Genomic DNA, 17,805 nt, shown 5'->3' on the forward strand with positions numbered 1-17,805 from the left:
TTATTGAGGTGTTGTTTATGGCGAAGATTGTAAGTGTCTTACCCCGCCTTTTCCGGTTGCCGTTGGCAGAAGTATTGTCTGATGCGAAGCACGGAGACCACACCCATTTTGAGTTGATTACGGCTACTGTGAAGTTGGATGACGGTAGTGAAGGTACTGGGTATTCTTATACCGGCGGATGGGGTGGTCACGCGATCAAGGCCATGATTGAGCATGATTTGACGCCGTTTTTGATTGGCAAAGATGCTACTCAAATTGAGCAATTACATGACCAAATGCGTTGGCATATTCACTATGTGGGACGAGGTGGTGTTTCTGCCTTTGCAATTGCAGCAGTTGATGTCGCCTTGTGGGATATTCGTGGCAAACGAAGTAATTTATCTCTGTGTGAAATGGCTGGTGGTGTAAGCCGAACCTGTAAGGCCTACGTGGGTGGCATCGATCTAAATTTCCCCCTTGAAAAACTTTTGTCCAATATGGACCAGGCCATTCAAAGCGGGTTCAATGGCGTAAAAATTAAGATTGGTCGTGAGAACCTGGAAGAAGACATCGAGAGAATATATGCGGTGCGAGAGCGAATTGGTTCAGACACGACCTTTATGGTTGATGCAAATTATGGCATGTCTGTCGACCAAGCAATTTCTGCCATCCGGCAGTTTGAAAATGCCAATATTACCTGGTTTGAGGAACCGATCGATCCTGATGACTTAAACGGATACAGGATTATAAGTGAACAAACTGGCTTCCCGCTGGCAATTGGCGAGAACTGTCACTCAATTCACGACTTTGAACTTTTAGAGAAAACTAAGGCATTCAAGTTTTTTCAACCAGATGTGGCCACTTGCGGTGGTATCACAACGTGGTTGCGTGCGGCGGCTTTTGCCGAGCGTAACGGAATAAGTGTTTGTACTCATGGAATGCAGGAACTTCACGTTAGTCTGTTGTGTGGACGCGAAAATGCAGGCTGGTTGGAAGTTCATGCCTTTCCCATCGATACGTACACGCATCAGCCGTTAAAGCTTAATCAAGAACACATGGCTGTTGCGCCACAGCTCCCTGGCATCGGTGTGACTTTTGATTGGGACAAACTTGAAGCTGAGAATAGCTTAGTATCCTAGTGGCATGTGGTCAGGAAATCTTGCTTACGCTCGATGACAGCGTAGCCCTTTGGTTGAACATTAATTTTTGGAATACTGGATCTGGCAGAAGAGAGCTCAGACGCATTATTAAGTAGCTAAACCCAAAAGCGAAAATTGCTCTCACCAGCAAAATCGTAGTTAAAGATGGTCCAAGCAGCATCATGAGGCCTACATCCTCGAATACCGAGTGAAATAAATTTATCAAAACCAACGCGCCGACGACGGATCGTATCGGGATTGCCCCTTGTTTAACTTCTTTGATCATGAGCCCGCCTCCGAACCCTAGCCCAAGAGTGAGGCCCACTATGACAATAGTTGCGGCGTTCGTTCCGATGTCTAATATTTTGAGAAAGGGCGATAGTATCAGCTGGATAATTTTTTCAACGCCGACTGATCTTAAAATTTCAATTGCAATCATCAATACGATGATAATGGCTTGGATAAAGAGCAGCCCAAAAATTTGGTCCAAAATCCATTGCTGCAGCGTAGGATCAGACACCATTGTTGGGAGGTGAAGGCTCGCTTGGTTTTGAAATAGCCCTAAATTTAAGAAGGATACGTGTAGGAGGTAACAAAAAATGAATCCTCCTCCCACGCGGATCAGAACAGTTGGTAGAATGCGCAAGCCTGCGTTTCGCGAGATTAGCGCCTCCACGATTAGCCCATGAGTGAAGAGCATAAATGAAGCAATAATGGTTGTTTGTGCTACAGTTAGGTTCAGTGCTTCAGGCGTGGAAGATAAGACCAATAGTCCTGCGTAGGGGTTAGTCAGCAATGTAGTGGTAATTGCTAGTGCAACTTCTGCCGGTAGCCCTATGACTCCAAGCAAAGGAGCAACCTGAATAGTCAACCATGACGTTGCACCAAAACTATCGAGGACTTTAATAACAATTATAGTCGGTATCATGACCTTAAATAGCTCAAATGATACAATATATATGTCTTTAATTAAATTATTTATTTTATTTTTAACTGAATTCGTCATGGGGGGCCTAAATATTTCAATAGACAGGGAGCCAATTCTTTATACGTTTAGATAAAGGCATCTTTGTTCAAAGGTAAAACAATGACTTCATTTAATGTTAATTTTTCAGAATTCGAGGGCAAGAAAATCCTGATAACAGGTGCATCGACCGGAATAGGAGCTGAGTTAGCGAAAGCGTTTGCGCAGCAAGGTGCAAGAGTGGGCTTGCACTATTTTTCTTCTGAAGATGCGGCCAATCAGCTGGCCGCAGATATTCGTAAATCTGGTGGTTCAGTTGAATTGGTAAGGGCTAATGCCAGTAACTCTAAAGAACTGGCTGCCGCCGTGAAAGATGTCGCAGAGCGTCTGGGCGGAATAAACGGTTTGATTAACAACGCAGGCGGTATGGTGCGCCGCGTGCCGTATGCTGAGGCAAGTGATAAGGACTATGACGAAATAATGGATCTCAATGCACGATCCATAATCGTCGCGTCAAAGGCTGCATTGCCTTATCTTAAAGCGGAGGGAGGGTTCGTAATTAATACGACTTCAATCGCAGCGCGCAATGGAGCAAGTGGAGGTGCCGGTCTGTATGGTTCGTCGAAGGCATTCGTATCTAACGTTACCCGCGGCATGGCCAAGGAGTGGATTGAGTACGGTGTCCGTGTAAACGCCGTCGCTCCAGGTGTGATTACAACGCCCTTCCATGAACGCTATTCAACCCAAGCCCAACTTGACGCGATGCTGAAAACTGTTCCGCAAGGGCGCCTTGGTCAGGCACAAGATTGTGTGGGGGCGTTCCTATTTTTAGCTTCACAGGCTCTTTCTGGGTACGTTATCGGACAAACAATAGAGGTCAATGGCGGACAACTGATGCCATGATTTCAAGTGCTGGCATGGCGCTACGATCAAGGGAAGAGGAACACTGTTCAATGCCATGCCAGCCTGTGAATGCTACCACAAGTTGTGGCGATGTTCAAGTCAGCAACTATATGATGTTTCTAAAGTGCATTCACTCATTTTTGTGAAGCTGTAAAAGTTCAACCAACGAAATGAAGCTGTGAAACTTTTCTAAAAGACTCATCAGCCTGAGAAGCGCATTAGTCACAAAACAGTATCAGGGGTTCGAAATTTTTTGTGCCGTCCAACAATGGTTTAGATGCGGCCAAATTCGTTCAATAAATCCTCAACAGTTTTTCCTTGCGCAACCCATTCTCGTGTTCTGGCTTCACGATCAGCTTGCTCTTGGGCAAGACGCACGGTTTCCTCCGCAATTTCTAGAGGGATGACGACGACACCCATAAGGTCAGCAACGATAAAGTCACCTGGGTTAACTACTACTCCACCGCACGCAATTGAGACGTTAATTGAAAGCTCTTCTTTGCGTTCAGAGAACATCGTGTGTGTTCCGCGTGGGGTGATCGCGCGGGTCCAGATTGGCCAATTAATGTCCTCCAGTTCATCGGTGTCCCGGCCAGCTCCATCAACAATCATGCCGCGGATGCCACGGTTTTGTGCAAGTCCGCCCATCAGCCCGCCACAGACCGAAGTTTGTAAATCGCCTCCAGCATCAACTACAATTACGTCATTCGGCTGAGCGATTTCCAAAGCCCTGAGAGGATCAACAAGATCGCCTTTTGACAATTGGACTGTTACTGCCTGACCGGTGATCTTTGCGCGAAAGGCTGGCTTGATTGCGCTATCCATCACGCCAGTTCGGTATTGCACATCTGCGAAGATGGCGGCTGCGGAATAGGACTCTAGTACCGCATCGAATTTTTTGAGTAGGTTTGGATTGCGCTCAAAGTCGTTGAAGATCCTGAGACTTGTACTTGTATCTGGCATCTTTATCTCCTGTTATCAGGGTGTTTTTGCCAATGCGTCTGCATTGACCGTATATTTTGGTTTTTGGTTGGTTAGCACCAATGCCACCTGGGTAGCCGCCGTAACCCGAGCGGCGATGATGGATTCCTCGGAGTAGTAGGCCGAATGTGGCGTCACTAATACGTTTGGAAGTTTGAAGAGGGGATTGTTGTCTGGCGACCAATTTTTCCGTTTGGCCGGTTCTTCTTCTGGATCATCAAGTCCTGCCGCCGCGAGATTGCCTTCGCTTAATGCGCGAAAAAGCGCGGTATTATCGATTGTTGGACCGCGCCCAGTGTTAACAAGGATGGCCCCAGGCTTCATAGCTGCAAATTCAGCATCCGACAGAAAATGATATGTTTCAGGTGTCATCGGAGCTTGCATCAATAGGTAGTCGGAACGGGCTAGCAATTCGGCCTTGTCTACCAACTCAACGCCTAAACTTGTGGCGACGTCGGGGAGCACAAAGGGATCGTAGGCGATTATTGTCACGCCAAAGGCACGCGCCCGTTCCGCGATAGCTTGTCCAATCTTGCCAAGTGATACGATACCAAGCGTGCGTCCACGCACTCGATAAACTGGCTGTCCACTTTGCCATCTCCAGATGCCTGCATGGGTTGCCCGATTGTATTCAGATAATTTTCTGGCGAGTGCCAGCCAAAGAGCAATTGCATGATCAGCGACCTCTTCAGTGCAATAGTCTTGCACATTAGTCACGAGGATTCCTTTTTCGGTCGCAGCGTCTACATCTACAATATCTACGCCAACACCATATCGAGCGATTACTTCACAGCGAGTCATTCGATTTATCGTTTCGCGCCCGATTTTTGCGTACTGATTCATCATAGCTGCGCAACTTGGTGCGACTTCGAAGAGATCGCTTTCCTGTTTTGCCTGTAGAGAAACTACCTTGGCCCCTGCGGCTTCCAGGATGTTTGTTTCGATCTCCACATCCGCAAAGTCATAGTCGGTGATGACGACAAGGGGGCGATCAGCGCGTGGTGTAAAACTATTTGTTTTTGCCATTTCGGGCTTCTCCAAATGCATATCTGATATCTGATATTCCAGATTGCAACTGCAGTTTTATCAGATACTCTAGTTTTCGCAACTGTTTTGGAGTGATTTCGCATGGCGTTACAGCGACCAAAATCGCTTAGAGAATTGGCGCTAGAATTCCTTCGCGAGCGGATAATAGATGGCACATTTCAGATGGGTCAGGTTCTTTCGGAGAGAAAGATTTCTGAAGAGCTTGGTGTATCAAAATCTCCAGTCCGAGAGGCGCTTGCGCAGTTGCGTGACGAGGGCTTAGTGCACATTGAACCTCAGAAAGGTGCACGAGTTTTCAACTTAACAGAGAATGAGGTCGTTCAAATATGTGACTTTCGTCAGGCAATTGAATCGGCATCCTTCGAGCTTGCTCTACAACGAAATCGTGCAGGTCTTGCTGCAGATATGGAAAATGTCGTGGAGATGATGGCTATTAGCAAAGCCAAAAACGACGACGATGCCTACATTGCATTAGACAACCAATTTCACCAACTTATTTTCGAACATGCGGACAATTATTACCTGGCAGCTAGTTACAGTCGCTATGCAGGTAAAATTGCGGCGCTTCGCAAACTTCTTTCGCGGCTCCCGAAACACACAGACTTATCCTTCAATGAACACAAAGCGATTATCAGAGCTGTGCACAGCGGAGACCTTTCCACAATCAAGAAATTACTTGCCGAGCACATTGATCGCACTCGAAAAGCCTACAGTATGGCTTTAAGTTCACTGCACGCTTCTGATGATAAGTAACCGCGGCGGTCTGGCGTACTTGACGGAGTAATCATAAATGCCCAAGCTGATCGCCTTTCTATGTGTAACGATCAGCAGAGGATATTTGATATGTCAAAAGGGTACTTGGTGGCCAATATCAGGGTCATAGATGCCGAAAAGTTTCAAACATTCTCAGGAATGGCTGCGCCGGCTATTAAGAAGTACGGTGGGAAGGTTTTGGCTAAAGGTCCAGCAGCCGACAGACATGAGGGTCAACTTACCGGCACAGTAATGATGATTGAGTTTGACAGCAAGGAAGTTGCAGAGACATTTTACTTTAGTGCCGAGTATCAAGCCGCGAAGGCAGTACGAGAAGAATGTGCAGATACAGACCTCATGATTATTGAGGGTACTGAGTAGTGTGACCATACCATGTGCTTCATGGATGTAATTTTCGCGATCACTTACTAAAAAATAGCTGTTCAGAATTTCGCATGAAAATTGGATTGCAGCTGTATCAACTCGTTACTGATTTGATACAGCTGCGCCAAGTTACTGCGCTCCAATTAATTCAACTTCCAATATTCGGAAAATAGTCTTCGCAGGAGCCTTCACGATAAACGTCTGCAGTGCAGCAGTGGAGCCCGCCACCAAAGGCATAAGCATCGCGTAGTTCAACTTCCACCACCTCCATGCCCAGACGATCCATTTGTTCAGCTTGGTAAACTTCAGATTTTTCGACACAAACTGTTTTTGGATCCAAAACTAAGACGTTCATCGACAACCAAACTGATGAATAGCAGAGTGGTGGGGGTGTGTTGTGTGCCGGTTGGGCGGCATCTACAATTTCCCAGTCATTATCAAAGAACATTTTTCTCTGTTCTTCTGGAAGTCTGCGCTGGGGGTTGTTCAAAATTAGACCAGGACGTAGAGGCGTAAAAGTCGCATCTATGTGGATTGGATATGGATCACCTGGAAAATTAACAGTGTGCACTCGGTGTTCTGGAAAATGGCGCCTCAGCCATTCAATGCCTTTCAGATTGGTTGTAAATCCGTGTTGTACAACCAAGTCTTTTCCGAACCGCAATACATCTGCAGCGTCAAATAGTGGTTCCTCTTCAGTAGTGACAAAGAATTTCTTTGCGGCCCACTCTAACCTTTTCGTATCGCCAATTTTTTCCGACAAATAATCTGGATGATAATCAGCGTCCGTTAGGCGCGGCTTTGGAGCGGCCTCATGCCTGAAATTTGGGTCCTCTTCCCAATATTTTTTTAGTAGTGGGCGATAATTTAAATATTCGAACCATCTACAGCGATAGGACATTGTCGCCTCTAGAATTTCCGATCCGACAGTCAGCAATACATCCCTAGGAGGCATGCAGCCGAACTGACTGTCTGTGTGGAAATCTGGCGTAGTAACTGGAAGAGAGTGATCAATCGGTGACGGCCGATCGACGCGTATGCCTCGAGCTTTTAATTGTCCAGCGAAGTTGTCCAGTAGCTCATTGGCTCTATCGATTGTTTCTTGAGGGCGACGGCCCCATTGGCCGCGCATGTCGCTGTCTTCAGGAACTTTCGCGTCAAGTGCGGGCTCTTCTGGCGGGATGTGACAATCATCAGCTCTTCCGACAATCACATGTTTCAGTGGATCCCATTCATTCCAGCTATTTACGACGGTGTTTTTCATTTTTGTTTCACTTCGTTGATTTATGCTTATGGATTACTGCATAGAAATTTTCAGTCCAGTGTTACCTGCGAAAGCACAGGTAACCAAAGAGCCAACTCTCCGCCGGAGCGGTTTATGTTTTCAAGACCACTGAAAGCCACCTGTTGAGTCAATGACAGTTCCAGAGAGATACTGTACTTTATCTGAACACAACATGACGGCCATGTTTGCTATCTCTTCAGGGTTCTGCAGGCGCCCAAATGGCAATGTCTCCGTGTTTATGAAATTTTTCCAGTTTTCTTCATTGCCAGTTTCACGCTTAGCACGTTGTTTTAGAAGCTCAATTGTTCTGTCTGTAGCAGTTGCAGACGGATTTATTCCGTAGGTACGCACACCGTTCTTCGCAGTTTCTGCCCCCAAAGCTTGTGTGAAAGCTATTAATGCAGCGTTGCCTCCGGCGCCGCAGATATAGGATGGGGTGGTGTGTCTGCCGCCTATTCCGATGATATTAACTATGACACCACTCTTTCGAGCCATCATCGCTGCAGAAAAGAGCTTGCATAAATGGATATATCCAAAGACTTTCAAATCCCATGCTTTACGCCATTCATCCATGCTGAGATCTTGTATGCCGCCGCTGGGAATAGCGCCTGCATTATTGACCACGATATCGAAGTCGTCGCGCGAGGAGTATAGCGCTTCTCTTTGTTCCTCGCATGAGAGGTCTGCGCTTACAGTGCTAACACCACGTGAAACTGCTTCTAGTTGAGTTCTCGCTTTTTCGAGGTTTGTCTCACTTCGGCCGACTATAGTGACAGTAGCGCCTTCCTCTAAAAAAATTTTTGCTGTAGCCAGCCCAATGCCGCGGGATCCGCCAGTAATGAGTACTTTTTTATTCTTAAGGTTTAAATCCAAGTCGTTTCTCCAGCTGACAGAGGCGCTTAATGCATCCTACACTATTAATCTGCATCATGATTTAGAGCCAAACAACTGATCAGAGATATTTCCGAAATACATTTCGTGTAGACTAAGCATGAACAAAAAGACCCAGCCTATTTCGGATGGGCCCCATATTTCTAAAAGATGATAGCCATCTTCAGAAGTTGTGCTTTAAATCAACCGAAAACACGCTTAAAAATCGTCTCCACGTGCTTGGTGTGATATCCTAGGTCGAATTTTTCTTCGATTTCAGCGGCGCTGAGTGCATCGGTCACCTCGGTATCTGCAAGAAGTTCGGTTTTGAAATCAGCCCCTTGCTCCCACACCTTCATAGCGTTGCGTTGTACAAGGCGATAGGCGTCTTCGCGACTGACGCCGGCTTGGGTCAATGCCAAAAGCACGCGCTGCGACATCACCAAACCCTTAAACTTGTTCATATTGGCAAGCATAGTTTGAGGATAGATCACGAGTTTTTCGACAACGCCTGCCAAGCGATTTAATGCAAAATCCAAGGTGATGGTGGCATCAGGCGCAATCCCGCGCTCAACCGAACTGTGCGAGATATCCCGCTCATGCCAAAGCGCTACGTTCTCCATCGCGGGGATCACCGCCATACGCACAAGCCGCGCAAGACCAGTCAGGTTTTCAGTTAAAACTGGGTTGCGCTTGTGTGGCATTGCGGAGGAACCTTTTTGCCCCGCTGAAAAGAATTCTTCAGCCTCAAGCACTTCGGTCCGTTGCATATGACGAATTTCGATCGCGATATTCTCAATGCTGCTTGCAATAACGCCAAGTGTGGCAAAGAACATCGCGTGACGATCGCGGGGGATCACTTGGGTCGAAATCGGCTCAGGCGAGAGGCCCATCATTTTGCAGACATGCTCTTCAACGGCGGGGTCGATGTTGGCGAACGTTCCAACCGCGCCTGAAATGGCACCGGTGGCGATTTCGGTACGTGCAGCTTGTAGGCGGGCCTTGTTGCGATCCATTTCGGCATAGAACCGGGCGAAGGTTAGGCCCATTGTAGTGGGTTCTGCGTGAATTCCATGGCTGCGGCCAATCCGAACTGTGTCTTTATGCTCAATCGCTCGGGTTTTCAGCGCAGCCAAGACCTTATCGAGATCCGCCAGCAGGATATCCGCCGCGCGTACTAGCTGCACGTTGAGGGTGGTATCCAAAACATCCGATGAGGTCATGCCCTGATGCACAAAACGCGCATCTTCGGCCCCGATATGCTCGGCCAGATGGGTGAGAAAGGCGATCACATCATGCTTGGTGACGGCTTCAATCTCGTCAATGCGCTCCACATCGAACTCTACATCTTTCGCCTTCCAAACGGCTTCGGCGTTTTCGCGGGGGATCACACCAAGCTCGGCCTGCGCATCGCACGCATGGGCTTCGATCTCATACCAGATACGGAATTTGGTTTCAGGCGACCAGATGGCAACCATTTCGGGGCGGGCATAGCGGGGGATCATTGGCGAACCTTCTGTGATGCGGTTTCAAGGGGTTGCGCGCCTTCTAATCTAAATGTCACAGAAGAGGAAACCGCTTTTCGACTACCTGCGACCATGAGGAATGCCAAATTGGATCATATCTCCTCCATACCAGAGAGCGACGCGCTGGCAGGTGCGTGGCGGGTAGCGCGCGACATCCACGATCACTGCGCAGAGTTGAAAGGTCATTTCGAAGGGCACGCGCGGTTCACCCCCGCCGAGGGTGATGTCCTGCAGTATCAAGAGGAAGGGCGTTTAACCTATGGTGCGGGTCAAATCTTTGATGCAGAGCGGCGTTATATTTGGCGGCGTGTCCCAGAGGGTTGGCAAGTGGATTTTGACGACAACCGTCCCTTTCACCTCATTCGCGCCGCAGACCACCCTGCGCGCCATGACTGCGCCCCTGATCTATATATCTTGCGCTATCAGTTTGATGCGCTTCCGCGGCAGTGGCAGTGCCAATGTCGTATCACGGGGCCGCGCAAAGATTTGGATTTGGTGACCACGTACTATCGAGACTGATCGCGATTGACGCTCGGATTTCTTGCGCGCCAACAAGCTGTGAAGATTATGCATCACCAAAACCAAGTGATGGGTGAAATCTTCGAGATCTTCATCATGGGCGCGGGATTGCGCCCAAGGTGCCGCCCGCAACAGGCGCTTGCGGCGCTGCTGCGGGAGAGGGATTAGGGTTATTTCATGCCTGCGCAGAATCGTTGAATGCGGCTGCATGCCTCGCGCAGATTTTCGTCTGATGTTGCATAGGATACGCGGAAATTGGGCGATAGGCCAAAGGCGCCACCAAACACCACAGCTACGCCTTCTTCTTCAAGAAGGGCTGTCGCGAAATCCTCGTCTGAGTCGATTTTTTTGCCATCAGGGCTAGTCTTTCCGATGCAGCCTGCGATGGACGGATAGACGTAAAATGCCCCGTCTGGTGTTGGGCAAGTGATGCCCTCTGCCGCGTTCAGCATTTCAACCACTAGATTGCGGCGGCGCAAGAACAAGGCTACGTTATCCGCCAGGAAATCTTGCGGCCCATTGAGTGCCTCAACGGCGGCCCATTGGCTTACTGATGAGGGGTTCGAGGTGGACTGGCTTTGGATTTTGCGCATCGCACCAATCAAGTTCTCGGGCCCTGCCGCATAGCCGATCCGCCACCCAGTCATCGCATATGCTTTGGAGACGCCATTGCAGGTCAAGGTGCGCTCGTAAAGGGCGGGCTCTACCTCGGCAGGGGTGCAGAATTCAAAGCCATCAAAGACCAGATGCTCATACATATCATCGGACATGATCCAGACATGTGGATGGCGTAGCAAAACATCGGTCAACGCTTTCAACTCGGCGCGGGTATACCCTGCGCCTGTGGGGTTGGAAGGGCTGTTGAAAATGAACCATTTGGTCTTAGGGGTGATGGCCGCCTCAAGCGCCTCGGGTGTGAGTTTGAAATTCGTTTCAATCGTGGCCGTTGCAATCACGGGGGTGCCGCCTGCGAGTAAAACCATATCGGGGTAGCTCACCCAGTATGGGGCAGGGATGATCACCTCGTCGCCAGGGTTTAGGGTGGCCATGAGCGCATTGTAAAGAATTTGCTTGCCGCCCGTGCCAACCGATACTTGGGAGGGTTTATAAGCCAGGCCATTTTCCCGCTCAAATTTTTTGCAAATCGCTTGCTTGAGTTCCGCAATGCCATCAACCGCGGTGTATTTCGTCCGACCCGCATCAAGCGCAGCTTTGGCCGCGTCTTTGATATTTTGTGGGGTATCAAAATCAGGCTCACCCGCACCAAGCCCGATCACATCCTTGCCTTGCGCCTTGAGGTCAGCGGCGAGGTTGGAGACGGCGATTGTGGGGGAGGGTTTGACCCGTGAAAGCGTGTCGGACAAAAAGGCCATTGGATTTCTCCAGTTTTGCGGCGCACGCATCAAAGGCGGGGGCCTGCGGTTTACTTCACTGCGGCACAGCTTTAGGGTTTGGCGCAAGGCTGTTCAAGCGCGGAATTGTTGGGCGAAGTGCCGCATATATGCATTTCCTGCGCTTTTGTTCCTTTTAGGTTGAACAGTGGGAGCTGCGCGCTGTGCAGCATGAAAACAAGTTGGCCGATTTGAAAAGGAGCCTCCGCGATGAGCGATGATGTAATCACCCATGAACAGCAGACAGATGCAAGCTGGTATGACGAAGATACAGCCACATTTGGAGATCGTATGGCGGGCGCGCGTGAGGCTGCTAATATAGGCCAAGCTGAACTTGCACGGCGCATGGGTGTCAAAGCCAAGACCATCCGCTCATGGGAAAATGATCAGGCCGAACCGCGCGCCAACAAGTTACAAATGTTGGCTGGAGTTTTAGGCGTGTCGATTATGTGGTTGTTGACAGGTCGCGGTGATGGAATTGATGGCCCATTTGTGGCATCTGCGATAAGCGAAGACACAAGTGCAATCCTGAAAGACCTAAGGCGCATTCGCGCGGAGCAAGCTCAGCTATCCGATGCTTTGGGCCGGCTCGAAAAAAGATTGCGCCAAACTCTGGTAGAAGAGGCGGGCGGGCAGTAGAGAATAGCAAAATCGCCGCAAGCTGAGAGGCTGTCTATGTCACAATCTGCTCACCAAGAGACACGCGAAATCCGTCTCAAGCGTCTTAGGATGCGGGCATGGCATCGTGGTATCAAAGAAATGGATTTGATTTTGGGCGGATGGGCAGACGCGCATTTGGCCTCCGCTGATGATGCCACGCTCGATCAGTTTGAGGCGGTGCTTGAGGAGGCGGATCAAGACCTCTATCAGTGGATATCTGGTCAAAAATCGGCGCCTGATGAAATAGCAGGTTTCCTTCAAATCATTGGCAAGCAATTTGGCCAAAAGTTTCACAATGACAACCAGTAACTGGCGTTGTTATATTGGTTGAAGTGGTATTCAGCGTTCATGGGTTTGAAGTAAATGGAAACTGACGCAATTAGACGCGCATCTCAATTGCTGGTTTCAACTTGGCAGTCGGGCTCTACGATTTCTGCTCTTCCCCCTCATTATAGGCCATCAACGCGGATGGATGGGTACGCGATCCAAGAGATACTGGAACATGAGTCTCAGGCTGCACTATTCGGATGGAAGATTGCAGCGACGAGCTCAGCAGGACAAAACCACATTGGTGTAAATGGCCCGATGGCGGGCCGTCTTATTGAGTCAATGGTATCCTATGATGGTGATGTTCTTCCGCTTGTTGGCAACAACATGCAAGTTGCAGAACCAGAATTCGCTTTCAAACTGGGACACAGCTTACCTCCAAGGACATCGGCGTACAGTTTGGAAGAAGTTATGAGTTCGGTGTCAGAGCTTTTTTTGGCTCTGGAAATGCCTGCGTCTCGCTTTACAGATTTCGCACGAGCTGGGGAAGAACAGTTGATTGCCGATAATGCGTGTGGTCATCAATTTATCTTGGGCCCCAAAGCGCCCGATCTGTGGCGAGGCTTAGATCTTTCTGAACACCATGTTACTGGCAGAGTTGGAGATCATATAATCAGAGATGGTGTTGGTAAGAATGTTCTTGGAGATCCTCGGCTAGCCCTAACTTGGATCGCAAATGAGCTTTCAAAAATAGGAGTAGGTTTGCAGTCTGGTCAAATTATAACCACTGGCACCTGCATGCTTCCGCTTGAGATATCTCATGGAGATACTGTTTTTGCTGATTTCGGAGTTCTGGGCCAAATCAGCTGTTCTTTTGAATAATGTAACCCCAGCCATATGGGTTAATTTCAAACGGACACTCACCGTGTTCTGGATTATAAGTTTGTGTTTTTCGTATCCGAGGTTGGTCAACTTAGGTTTAAACAAGCTCTTCCCTTTAGTTGATGTAACTCCGTAACACCTAGAAGAGCCATACTGGTATCGAGTTCCTGCCTAAGAATTTCGATAGCTTTTAATATGCCTGTCTGGCCATCTGTTGCTAATCCCCACAAGCATGAGCGGCCGATCATGCAAGCGCTTGCTCCCAAAGACAGAGCAATTGCAATATCGGTGCCTCGAGTCACGCCACTGTCGAGTATAATTTCTGCGTGTCCTGCCACTGCCTCTGCGATTTTGGGTAGGGCTGAGATGCTTGATGGAACTTGATCAAGTTGCCTTCCTCCATGGTTCGACACAACGATTGCATGTGCTCCGGCTTGGATGGCTAATTTAGCATCTTCTGGATCTAGGATCCCTTTAATGACAACGGGTCCGCTCCATTCTTCGATGACTTCGCGAATGGTATCCCAGTCTGCAGAAGCATCACACAACTCCGCAATAAGTTGCGCATTAGTTTTATACTTACTAATTTTGAGATGGCCTTCAAAATTTCCAAATGAAATTTTTTGTTTTCGTATCAATGCATCTTTTAAAAAATTCCAGGTCCAATTTGGGCGCGCCAACACTTCAATAAGCGTTGAAGGATTTAGTTTCAAAGGAATGGTAAACCCATTTCGGATATCTTGGTCACGTTTTCCTTGAATTGGGACATCCAATGTAATGCAGAGTACGCGATATCCATTTTCCTTGGCCCGAGTGAGCATGGAAGACATCAGGCCTTTGTCTTTCAGAAAGTACAATTGAAACCATTTTTCCGAAGATGGAACTGCATCAGAAATGGTTTCCATAGACGCAACAGAATTTGTCGATAGACAAAAAGGTATGCCTGTTTGATGTGCCGCTTTAGCCGTAAGTATTTCACCCTTTGGATAGTACAGGCCTGAGAGACCGGTCGGGGCTAGGATAAGTGGCATACTGCTCGACACGCCCAATATACGCTGGCTTAAGTCTCTTTTGGACACATCAACGCCGACACGAGGAAGTAGCGTATATTTTTCAAAATCTTGTTGATTGGCGCGCCTGGTGTGGCCTGCGCCCGCGCCGTCATCAATAAAGTCAAAAACAGATCTAGGAAGGCGTTTACGTGCTCGCTCTCTAAGGTCAGATATAGATGCAATGCGTTGAAGTTTGGTCATTTAAAAATAAAAATCCTGACGAAATGACTGTGTAGGCTTCCAATCATACATAGAAGAACACTGATTTACACGCACAGTATGTTGGCCAGATTGCCTATTGAGACAACATTAACGTGTGACCTGCGTCATCAAGAGCTGGAAGAATCTGGTTTCTCAATACGCGATCAGTGATCGGTCCACGGAAATGCAAAACCACCAAACCTTCGGAATTGATAAAGAAGGTTTCGGGCATCGCAACCACGCCCCAATCGCGCCCATTTCGCGCTTCTTCATCGCGACCGATGCGGTCATAGGGATTGCCCAATTCAGATAAAAAAGCACGCGCTTGGCCCAATTGATCGCGATAGTTCACGCCAAATAGCGGGTTTCCCGCTTCGGCCAATGCGGTAAGGGTCGGATGCTCGGCGCGGCAGGGTGGGCACCAACTGGCAAAGAAATTCAGAATGATAAGCCCGTTGCCCTCAAGATCGGCACGGGTCAGAAGCGGCGTGTCGTCAAGCACCGCTAGATCAAGATGCGGGGCCACGCGGCCTTCACGCGTGGAGGGAAGGGCGGCCGTGTCAACGCCGATACTGCGCGCGTCCTCCGTGCGGCTCAGTTGCACCGCCGCAAGCCCGAAAAACCCAAGCGTCACGGCCAAAGGCACAATCATCATCGGACGAAATTTCATCACAGGTTTTCCGTAGATTTTTGACGCTTGGTCGTGCGGCGCGCTTCGAATTCTTCAAGCCTGATCCGCGTTTTGCGCCCCTGCCAAACAGAACCTGCCACCAAGATCAACAAAAGCGCCAATGTCCCTGCATAGGCAGATAAGATCTCGACCGCATATGGCCCCAGATCGGGAAAGATGAAAGGTGTCATGCCATCCGCTCCTGCGCGATCAGGGCGCTGAGGCGGCGGGCGCGAATTTCAGTGCGTGTGCGCAACAGCACAAGGCAGATAAACAAAAGGCCGAAGCCGATAATGCAAATCCAAAGCGGATAGGCAAAGACATCGGCGACATTTTCCTCGGCATCCATCGACAGCGATGCGCCTTGATGCAGGCCTTGGTTCCAGAACAAAATCGCATAGCGCGAAATCACCGCAAAGACCGTGCCAACAAGGCAAAGAACGGCGGTCAGGTCTGCGGCCGTATCGGGGTTTTCGACCGCCGCCCACAGCGCCATATAGCCCAGATAGAACAGAAACAGGATCAAAAATGCGGTCAATCTTGGGTCCCATTCCCACCATGTGCCCCACATGGGTTGCCCCCAGACCGCGCCTGTGAACAGGCCGATCAGCGTAAATACCATCCCAACGGGTGCAGCGGCCTTGGCCGCGAGGGCGCTGACATGGTGGCGGCGAATGACCCAAACCAGCGAGGCGGCCAACATCATAAACCACGTGCCCGAACCCATGATCGCGGCGGGCACGTGAATATAGATGATTTTCACAGTCGAGCCTTGGCGAAAATCATTCGGGGTGAAGAAAAACCCCCAGATCAGCCCACCCACCACCATCGCAACGGCAAGGGCCGTCACCCATGGCAGAACCGCGCCCGACAGCGACATAAATTTTCGCGGATTTGCGTATTCCCAGATGCTCATAAGCGCAGAGATTAGTCGCAGCGCCGCAGGGCCACAAGGGGCTGAAATAGCGGCAGCCTAGCGCAGATTGACGCGGAGGGCAGAGGCCGAAGCAAATGGTAAAATCGCCAAACTGCCCAGACTGATGGCCGCCAATAGGGCCAAAGGGGTGCCAACCGCCTCGCCAGAGGCCCCATTTGAGACGACCATCGACCCAAAGAGCAAACTGGGCACATAGAGCGGCAGAACCAATAGCGACAGCAACAATCCGCCCCGCCGCATCCCCACCGTCAAAGCCGCGCCAAATGTGCCAATGGCCGAAAGGGCGGGCGTTCCCACCAAAAGCGAGACGACAAGCCACAGAAACCCGTCTTCGGGCAAATTCAACAACAGACCCAAAAGCGGCGCCACCAAGGCCAAGGGCAGCCCCGTGGTGATCCAATGCGCCGCAGATTTGGTGATTGCGACCATCTCAAGGGGCAGGGGGGAGGTTGCCAGAAGTTCAAGACTGCCATCTTCCCAATCAAGGGCAAAGATCCGATCCAGTGATAAGAGGCAGGCCAAAAGCGCGCCAAGCCACAAAACGCCCCCCGACACCTCGCGCAGCAAGCCCGTTTCTGGCCCGATCCCGAACGGCACCAGAACGGAAACGATCAAGAAAAAAGCAAGCGCAAGGCCAAAGCCGCCCCCCGCTTTCATGGCCAACCGCAAGTCGCGTATCAAAAGACCGATCATGCCGCCCCCCAATCCGAAAACGGGTCAGTCTCGGTCAGCTTTTTGCACATGAACGGTTTGATGTCGAAAATTCGCGCCTCGGCCAGCCCGAGATCAATATGAGTGGCAATCAATGCGGCCCCGCCACGGGCCAAATGCGCCTGCACGGCGGCAGCAAAGCGCGCGACATTTTCTTGGTCCAGCGACACTGTCGGCTCATCAAGGCACCAAATGGGGCGCCCCGTCACCAAGAGCCGCGCAAGGCTGAGGCGGCGTTTTTGACCCGCACTCATTTCGCCTGCAGGGCGGTCACGCAGATCATGCAGATCAAACGCATCAAGCGCAGGCGTGATATCACGTTGTCCAAAAACACCTGCCCAAAAATTCAGGTTTTGCGCCACGGTTAGACTGGTTTTGATCCCGTCTGCGTGACCGCTATAGGCGATGCTATCGCTGGCGCAACTGATCTGCCCCGACAGGGCGGGGGCCAGCCCCGCGATGATCCGCAACAGCGTGGTTTTACCTGCCCCATTCGGCCCGCGCAACACCACGGCTTCGCCCGCAGAGAGGGTGAGGTCAACATTTTGCAACACTTGCATAGCGCCGCGCGCGCAGGCCAGAGAGGTGATTTCCAACATCATAGCTTCACAGCTAAACGGAATTTAAGAATTTGGAAAGCGTGCAAACAGGAATGCTTGCGCCTGCCTGTGAAAAAATGTATGC

21 protein-coding genes are annotated in these 17,805 nt (G+C 49.9%); 8 read left to right on the top strand and 13 right to left on the bottom strand.

The annotated features are described in order from the left end of the window. Nucleotides 1-17: 17 nt before the first annotated feature. Complete coding sequence (locus AAC622_RS03145) at nucleotides 18-1,118, top strand: mandelate racemase/muconate lactonizing enzyme family protein (protein WP_340260270.1); 1,101 nt, start codon at nucleotides 18-20, stop codon at nucleotides 1,116-1,118. 10 nt (nucleotides 1,119-1,128) lie between these two features. On the opposite strand, the gene AAC622_RS03150 is transcribed toward AAC622_RS03145, so the two are convergent. Beyond that, nucleotides 1,129-2,124: a hypothetical protein gene (locus AAC622_RS03150; protein ID WP_340260271.1), complete on the bottom strand. Its 996-nt coding sequence runs from the start codon at nucleotides 2,122-2,124 to the stop codon at nucleotides 1,129-1,131. Between the two features lie 63 nt (nucleotides 2,125-2,187). Here AAC622_RS03150 and AAC622_RS03155 point away from each other — a divergent pair, with 63 nt between their 5' ends. Further along, entirely contained in the window at nucleotides 2,188-2,985 is a 798-nt protein-coding gene (locus AAC622_RS03155) for an SDR family NAD(P)-dependent oxidoreductase (protein ID WP_340260272.1), read from the top strand. Between the two features lie 273 nt (nucleotides 2,986-3,258). Here AAC622_RS03155 and AAC622_RS03160 read toward each other — a convergent pair whose 3' ends face one another. Both AAC622_RS03160 and AAC622_RS03165 read right to left on the bottom strand, forming a co-directional pair. Then, a complete protein-coding gene (locus AAC622_RS03160) occupies nucleotides 3,259-3,948 on the bottom strand; it encodes an RraA family protein (RefSeq protein WP_340255604.1) in 690 nt (229 codons plus the stop codon). A gap of 15 nt (nucleotides 3,949-3,963) precedes the next feature. Then, nucleotides 3,964-4,992 (bottom strand): C-terminal binding protein, encoded by a 1,029-nt coding sequence (locus AAC622_RS03165; RefSeq protein ID WP_340260274.1) that lies wholly within the window; start codon nucleotides 4,990-4,992, stop codon nucleotides 3,964-3,966. Nucleotides 4,993-5,094: 102 nt separating this feature from the next. Between AAC622_RS03165 and AAC622_RS03170 the strand changes: the two genes are divergently transcribed. Together AAC622_RS03170 and AAC622_RS03175 are read left to right on the top strand one after the other, a co-directional pair. Beyond that, on the top strand, nucleotides 5,095-5,766 hold the full coding sequence (locus AAC622_RS03170) for a GntR family transcriptional regulator (protein WP_340260276.1): 672 nt from the start codon (nucleotides 5,095-5,097) through the stop codon (nucleotides 5,764-5,766). A gap of 90 nt (nucleotides 5,767-5,856) precedes the next feature. Continuing rightward, complete coding sequence (locus AAC622_RS03175) at nucleotides 5,857-6,147, top strand: DUF1330 domain-containing protein (RefSeq protein WP_340260277.1); 291 nt, start codon at nucleotides 5,857-5,859, stop codon at nucleotides 6,145-6,147. A 151-nt stretch (nucleotides 6,148-6,298) separates the two neighbouring features. On the opposite strand, the gene AAC622_RS03180 is transcribed toward AAC622_RS03175, so the two are convergent. From AAC622_RS03180 to purB, 3 genes are all read right to left on the bottom strand, one after another. Beyond that, nucleotides 6,299-7,414 carry a serine/threonine protein kinase gene (locus tag AAC622_RS03180; RefSeq protein ID WP_340255616.1) on the bottom strand — a complete coding sequence of 372 codons (1,116 nt, stop codon included), beginning with the start codon at nucleotides 7,412-7,414 and terminating at the stop codon, nucleotides 6,299-6,301. A gap of 120 nt (nucleotides 7,415-7,534) precedes the next feature. Then, entirely contained in the window at nucleotides 7,535-8,308 is a 774-nt protein-coding gene (locus AAC622_RS03185) for a short-chain dehydrogenase/reductase (RefSeq protein ID WP_340255619.1), read from the bottom strand. A 200-nt stretch (nucleotides 8,309-8,508) separates the two neighbouring features. Continuing rightward, entirely contained in the window at nucleotides 8,509-9,810 is a 1,302-nt protein-coding gene (purB, locus tag AAC622_RS03190; protein WP_340260278.1) for an adenylosuccinate lyase, read from the bottom strand. A 108-nt stretch (nucleotides 9,811-9,918) separates the two neighbouring features. Between purB and AAC622_RS03195 the strand changes: the two genes are divergently transcribed. Then, nucleotides 9,919-10,350 (top strand): DUF6314 family protein, encoded by a 432-nt coding sequence (locus tag AAC622_RS03195; RefSeq protein WP_340260279.1) that lies wholly within the window; start codon nucleotides 9,919-9,921, stop codon nucleotides 10,348-10,350. 170 nt (nucleotides 10,351-10,520) lie between these two features. On the opposite strand, the gene AAC622_RS03200 is transcribed toward AAC622_RS03195, so the two are convergent. Further along, nucleotides 10,521-11,723, bottom strand: coding sequence for a pyridoxal phosphate-dependent aminotransferase (locus AAC622_RS03200; protein WP_340260280.1), 1,203 nt, complete (start codon nucleotides 11,721-11,723; stop codon nucleotides 10,521-10,523). Between the two features lie 228 nt (nucleotides 11,724-11,951). Here AAC622_RS03200 and AAC622_RS03205 point away from each other — a divergent pair, with 228 nt between their 5' ends. From AAC622_RS03205 to AAC622_RS03215, 3 genes are read left to right on the top strand one after another with little or no spacing between them, the layout of a single operon-like run. Next, nucleotides 11,952-12,380, top strand: coding sequence for a helix-turn-helix domain-containing protein (locus AAC622_RS03205; RefSeq protein ID WP_340255631.1), 429 nt, complete (start codon nucleotides 11,952-11,954; stop codon nucleotides 12,378-12,380). Nucleotides 12,381-12,416: 36 nt separating this feature from the next. After that, nucleotides 12,417-12,710, top strand: a complete 294-nt coding sequence (locus AAC622_RS03210; protein ID WP_340260281.1) for an FAD assembly factor SdhE — start codon at nucleotides 12,417-12,419, stop codon at nucleotides 12,708-12,710. A 54-nt stretch (nucleotides 12,711-12,764) separates the two neighbouring features. Then, nucleotides 12,765-13,550, top strand: coding sequence for a 2-keto-4-pentenoate hydratase (locus tag AAC622_RS03215; RefSeq protein ID WP_340260282.1), 786 nt, complete (start codon nucleotides 12,765-12,767; stop codon nucleotides 13,548-13,550). Between the two features lie 86 nt (nucleotides 13,551-13,636). Here the strand turns inward: AAC622_RS03215 and AAC622_RS03220 are convergent, their stop codons facing one another. The 6 genes from AAC622_RS03220 to ccmA all read right to left on the bottom strand — a co-directional run bounded on the left by AAC622_RS03220 (nucleotide 13,637) and on the right by ccmA (nucleotide 17,723). Beyond that, the gene (locus AAC622_RS03220; RefSeq protein WP_340260284.1) at nucleotides 13,637-14,803 is read right to left on the bottom strand and encodes an alpha-hydroxy acid oxidase; all 1,167 of its coding nucleotides are present in this window, start codon (nucleotides 14,801-14,803) and stop codon (nucleotides 13,637-13,639) included. A 94-nt stretch (nucleotides 14,804-14,897) separates the two neighbouring features. Continuing rightward, nucleotides 14,898-15,473, bottom strand: a complete 576-nt coding sequence (locus tag AAC622_RS03225; RefSeq protein WP_340260285.1) for a DsbE family thiol:disulfide interchange protein — start codon at nucleotides 15,471-15,473, stop codon at nucleotides 14,898-14,900. Further along, nucleotides 15,473-15,664 (bottom strand): heme exporter protein CcmD, encoded by a 192-nt coding sequence (ccmD, locus tag AAC622_RS03230; protein ID WP_340260286.1) that lies wholly within the window; start codon nucleotides 15,662-15,664, stop codon nucleotides 15,473-15,475. The genes AAC622_RS03225 and ccmD overlap by 1 nt, the downstream gene beginning before the upstream one ends. After that, the gene (locus AAC622_RS03235) at nucleotides 15,661-16,389 is read right to left on the bottom strand and encodes a heme ABC transporter permease (protein WP_340260287.1); all 729 of its coding nucleotides are present in this window, start codon (nucleotides 16,387-16,389) and stop codon (nucleotides 15,661-15,663) included. The genes ccmD and AAC622_RS03235 overlap by 4 nt, the downstream gene beginning before the upstream one ends. A 57-nt stretch (nucleotides 16,390-16,446) precedes the next feature. Further along, nucleotides 16,447-17,103 carry a heme exporter protein CcmB gene (gene ccmB, locus AAC622_RS03240; protein ID WP_340260288.1) on the bottom strand — a complete coding sequence of 219 codons (657 nt, stop codon included), beginning with the start codon at nucleotides 17,101-17,103 and terminating at the stop codon, nucleotides 16,447-16,449. Continuing rightward, the gene (gene ccmA / locus AAC622_RS03245; protein WP_340260290.1) at nucleotides 17,100-17,723 is read right to left on the bottom strand and encodes a heme ABC exporter ATP-binding protein CcmA; all 624 of its coding nucleotides are present in this window, start codon (nucleotides 17,721-17,723) and stop codon (nucleotides 17,100-17,102) included. Before ccmA ends, ccmB begins: the two co-directional genes overlap by 4 nt. Nucleotides 17,724-17,805: the final 82 nt, after the last annotated feature.

Origin of the sequence: Roseobacter sp. HKCCA0882, from assembly GCF_037805225.1 — a bacterium.
GTDB lineage: Bacteria > Pseudomonadota > Alphaproteobacteria > Rhodobacterales > Rhodobacteraceae > M30B80.

Coding starts and splice junctions, on each gene's coding strand:
- AAC622_RS03145 (WP_340260270.1), top strand. CDS start 18: ATGGCGAAGATTGTAAGTGTCTTACCCCGCCTTTTCCGGTTGCCGTTG.
- AAC622_RS03150 (WP_340260271.1), bottom strand. CDS start 2,124: ATGACGAATTCAGTTAAAAATAAAATAAATAATTTAATTAAAGACATA.
- AAC622_RS03160 (WP_340255604.1), bottom strand. CDS start 3,948: ATGCCAGATACAAGTACAAGTCTCAGGATCTTCAACGACTTTGAGCGC.
- AAC622_RS03165 (WP_340260274.1), bottom strand. CDS start 4,992: ATGGCAAAAACAAATAGTTTTACACCACGCGCTGATCGCCCCCTTGTC.
- AAC622_RS03170 (WP_340260276.1), top strand. CDS start 5,095: ATGGCGTTACAGCGACCAAAATCGCTTAGAGAATTGGCGCTAGAATTC.
- AAC622_RS03175 (WP_340260277.1), top strand. CDS start 5,857: ATGTCAAAAGGGTACTTGGTGGCCAATATCAGGGTCATAGATGCCGAA.
- AAC622_RS03180 (WP_340255616.1), bottom strand. CDS start 7,414: ATGAAAAACACCGTCGTAAATAGCTGGAATGAATGGGATCCACTGAAA.
- purB (WP_340260278.1), bottom strand. CDS start 9,810: ATGATCCCCCGCTATGCCCGCCCCGAAATGGTTGCCATCTGGTCGCCT.
- AAC622_RS03200 (WP_340260280.1), bottom strand. CDS start 11,723: ATGGCCTTTTTGTCCGACACGCTTTCACGGGTCAAACCCTCCCCCACA.
- AAC622_RS03205 (WP_340255631.1), top strand. CDS start 11,952: ATGAGCGATGATGTAATCACCCATGAACAGCAGACAGATGCAAGCTGG.
- AAC622_RS03210 (WP_340260281.1), top strand. CDS start 12,417: ATGTCACAATCTGCTCACCAAGAGACACGCGAAATCCGTCTCAAGCGT.
- AAC622_RS03215 (WP_340260282.1), top strand. CDS start 12,765: ATGGAAACTGACGCAATTAGACGCGCATCTCAATTGCTGGTTTCAACT.
- AAC622_RS03220 (WP_340260284.1), bottom strand. CDS start 14,803: ATGACCAAACTTCAACGCATTGCATCTATATCTGACCTTAGAGAGCGA.
- AAC622_RS03225 (WP_340260285.1), bottom strand. CDS start 15,473: ATGAAATTTCGTCCGATGATGATTGTGCCTTTGGCCGTGACGCTTGGG.
- ccmD (WP_340260286.1), bottom strand. CDS start 15,664: ATGACACCTTTCATCTTTCCCGATCTGGGGCCATATGCGGTCGAGATC.
- AAC622_RS03235 (WP_340260287.1), bottom strand. CDS start 16,389: ATGAGCATCTGGGAATACGCAAATCCGCGAAAATTTATGTCGCTGTCG.
- ccmB (WP_340260288.1), bottom strand. CDS start 17,103: ATGATCGGTCTTTTGATACGCGACTTGCGGTTGGCCATGAAAGCGGGG.
- ccmA (WP_340260290.1), bottom strand. CDS start 17,723: ATGATGTTGGAAATCACCTCTCTGGCCTGCGCGCGCGGCGCTATGCAA.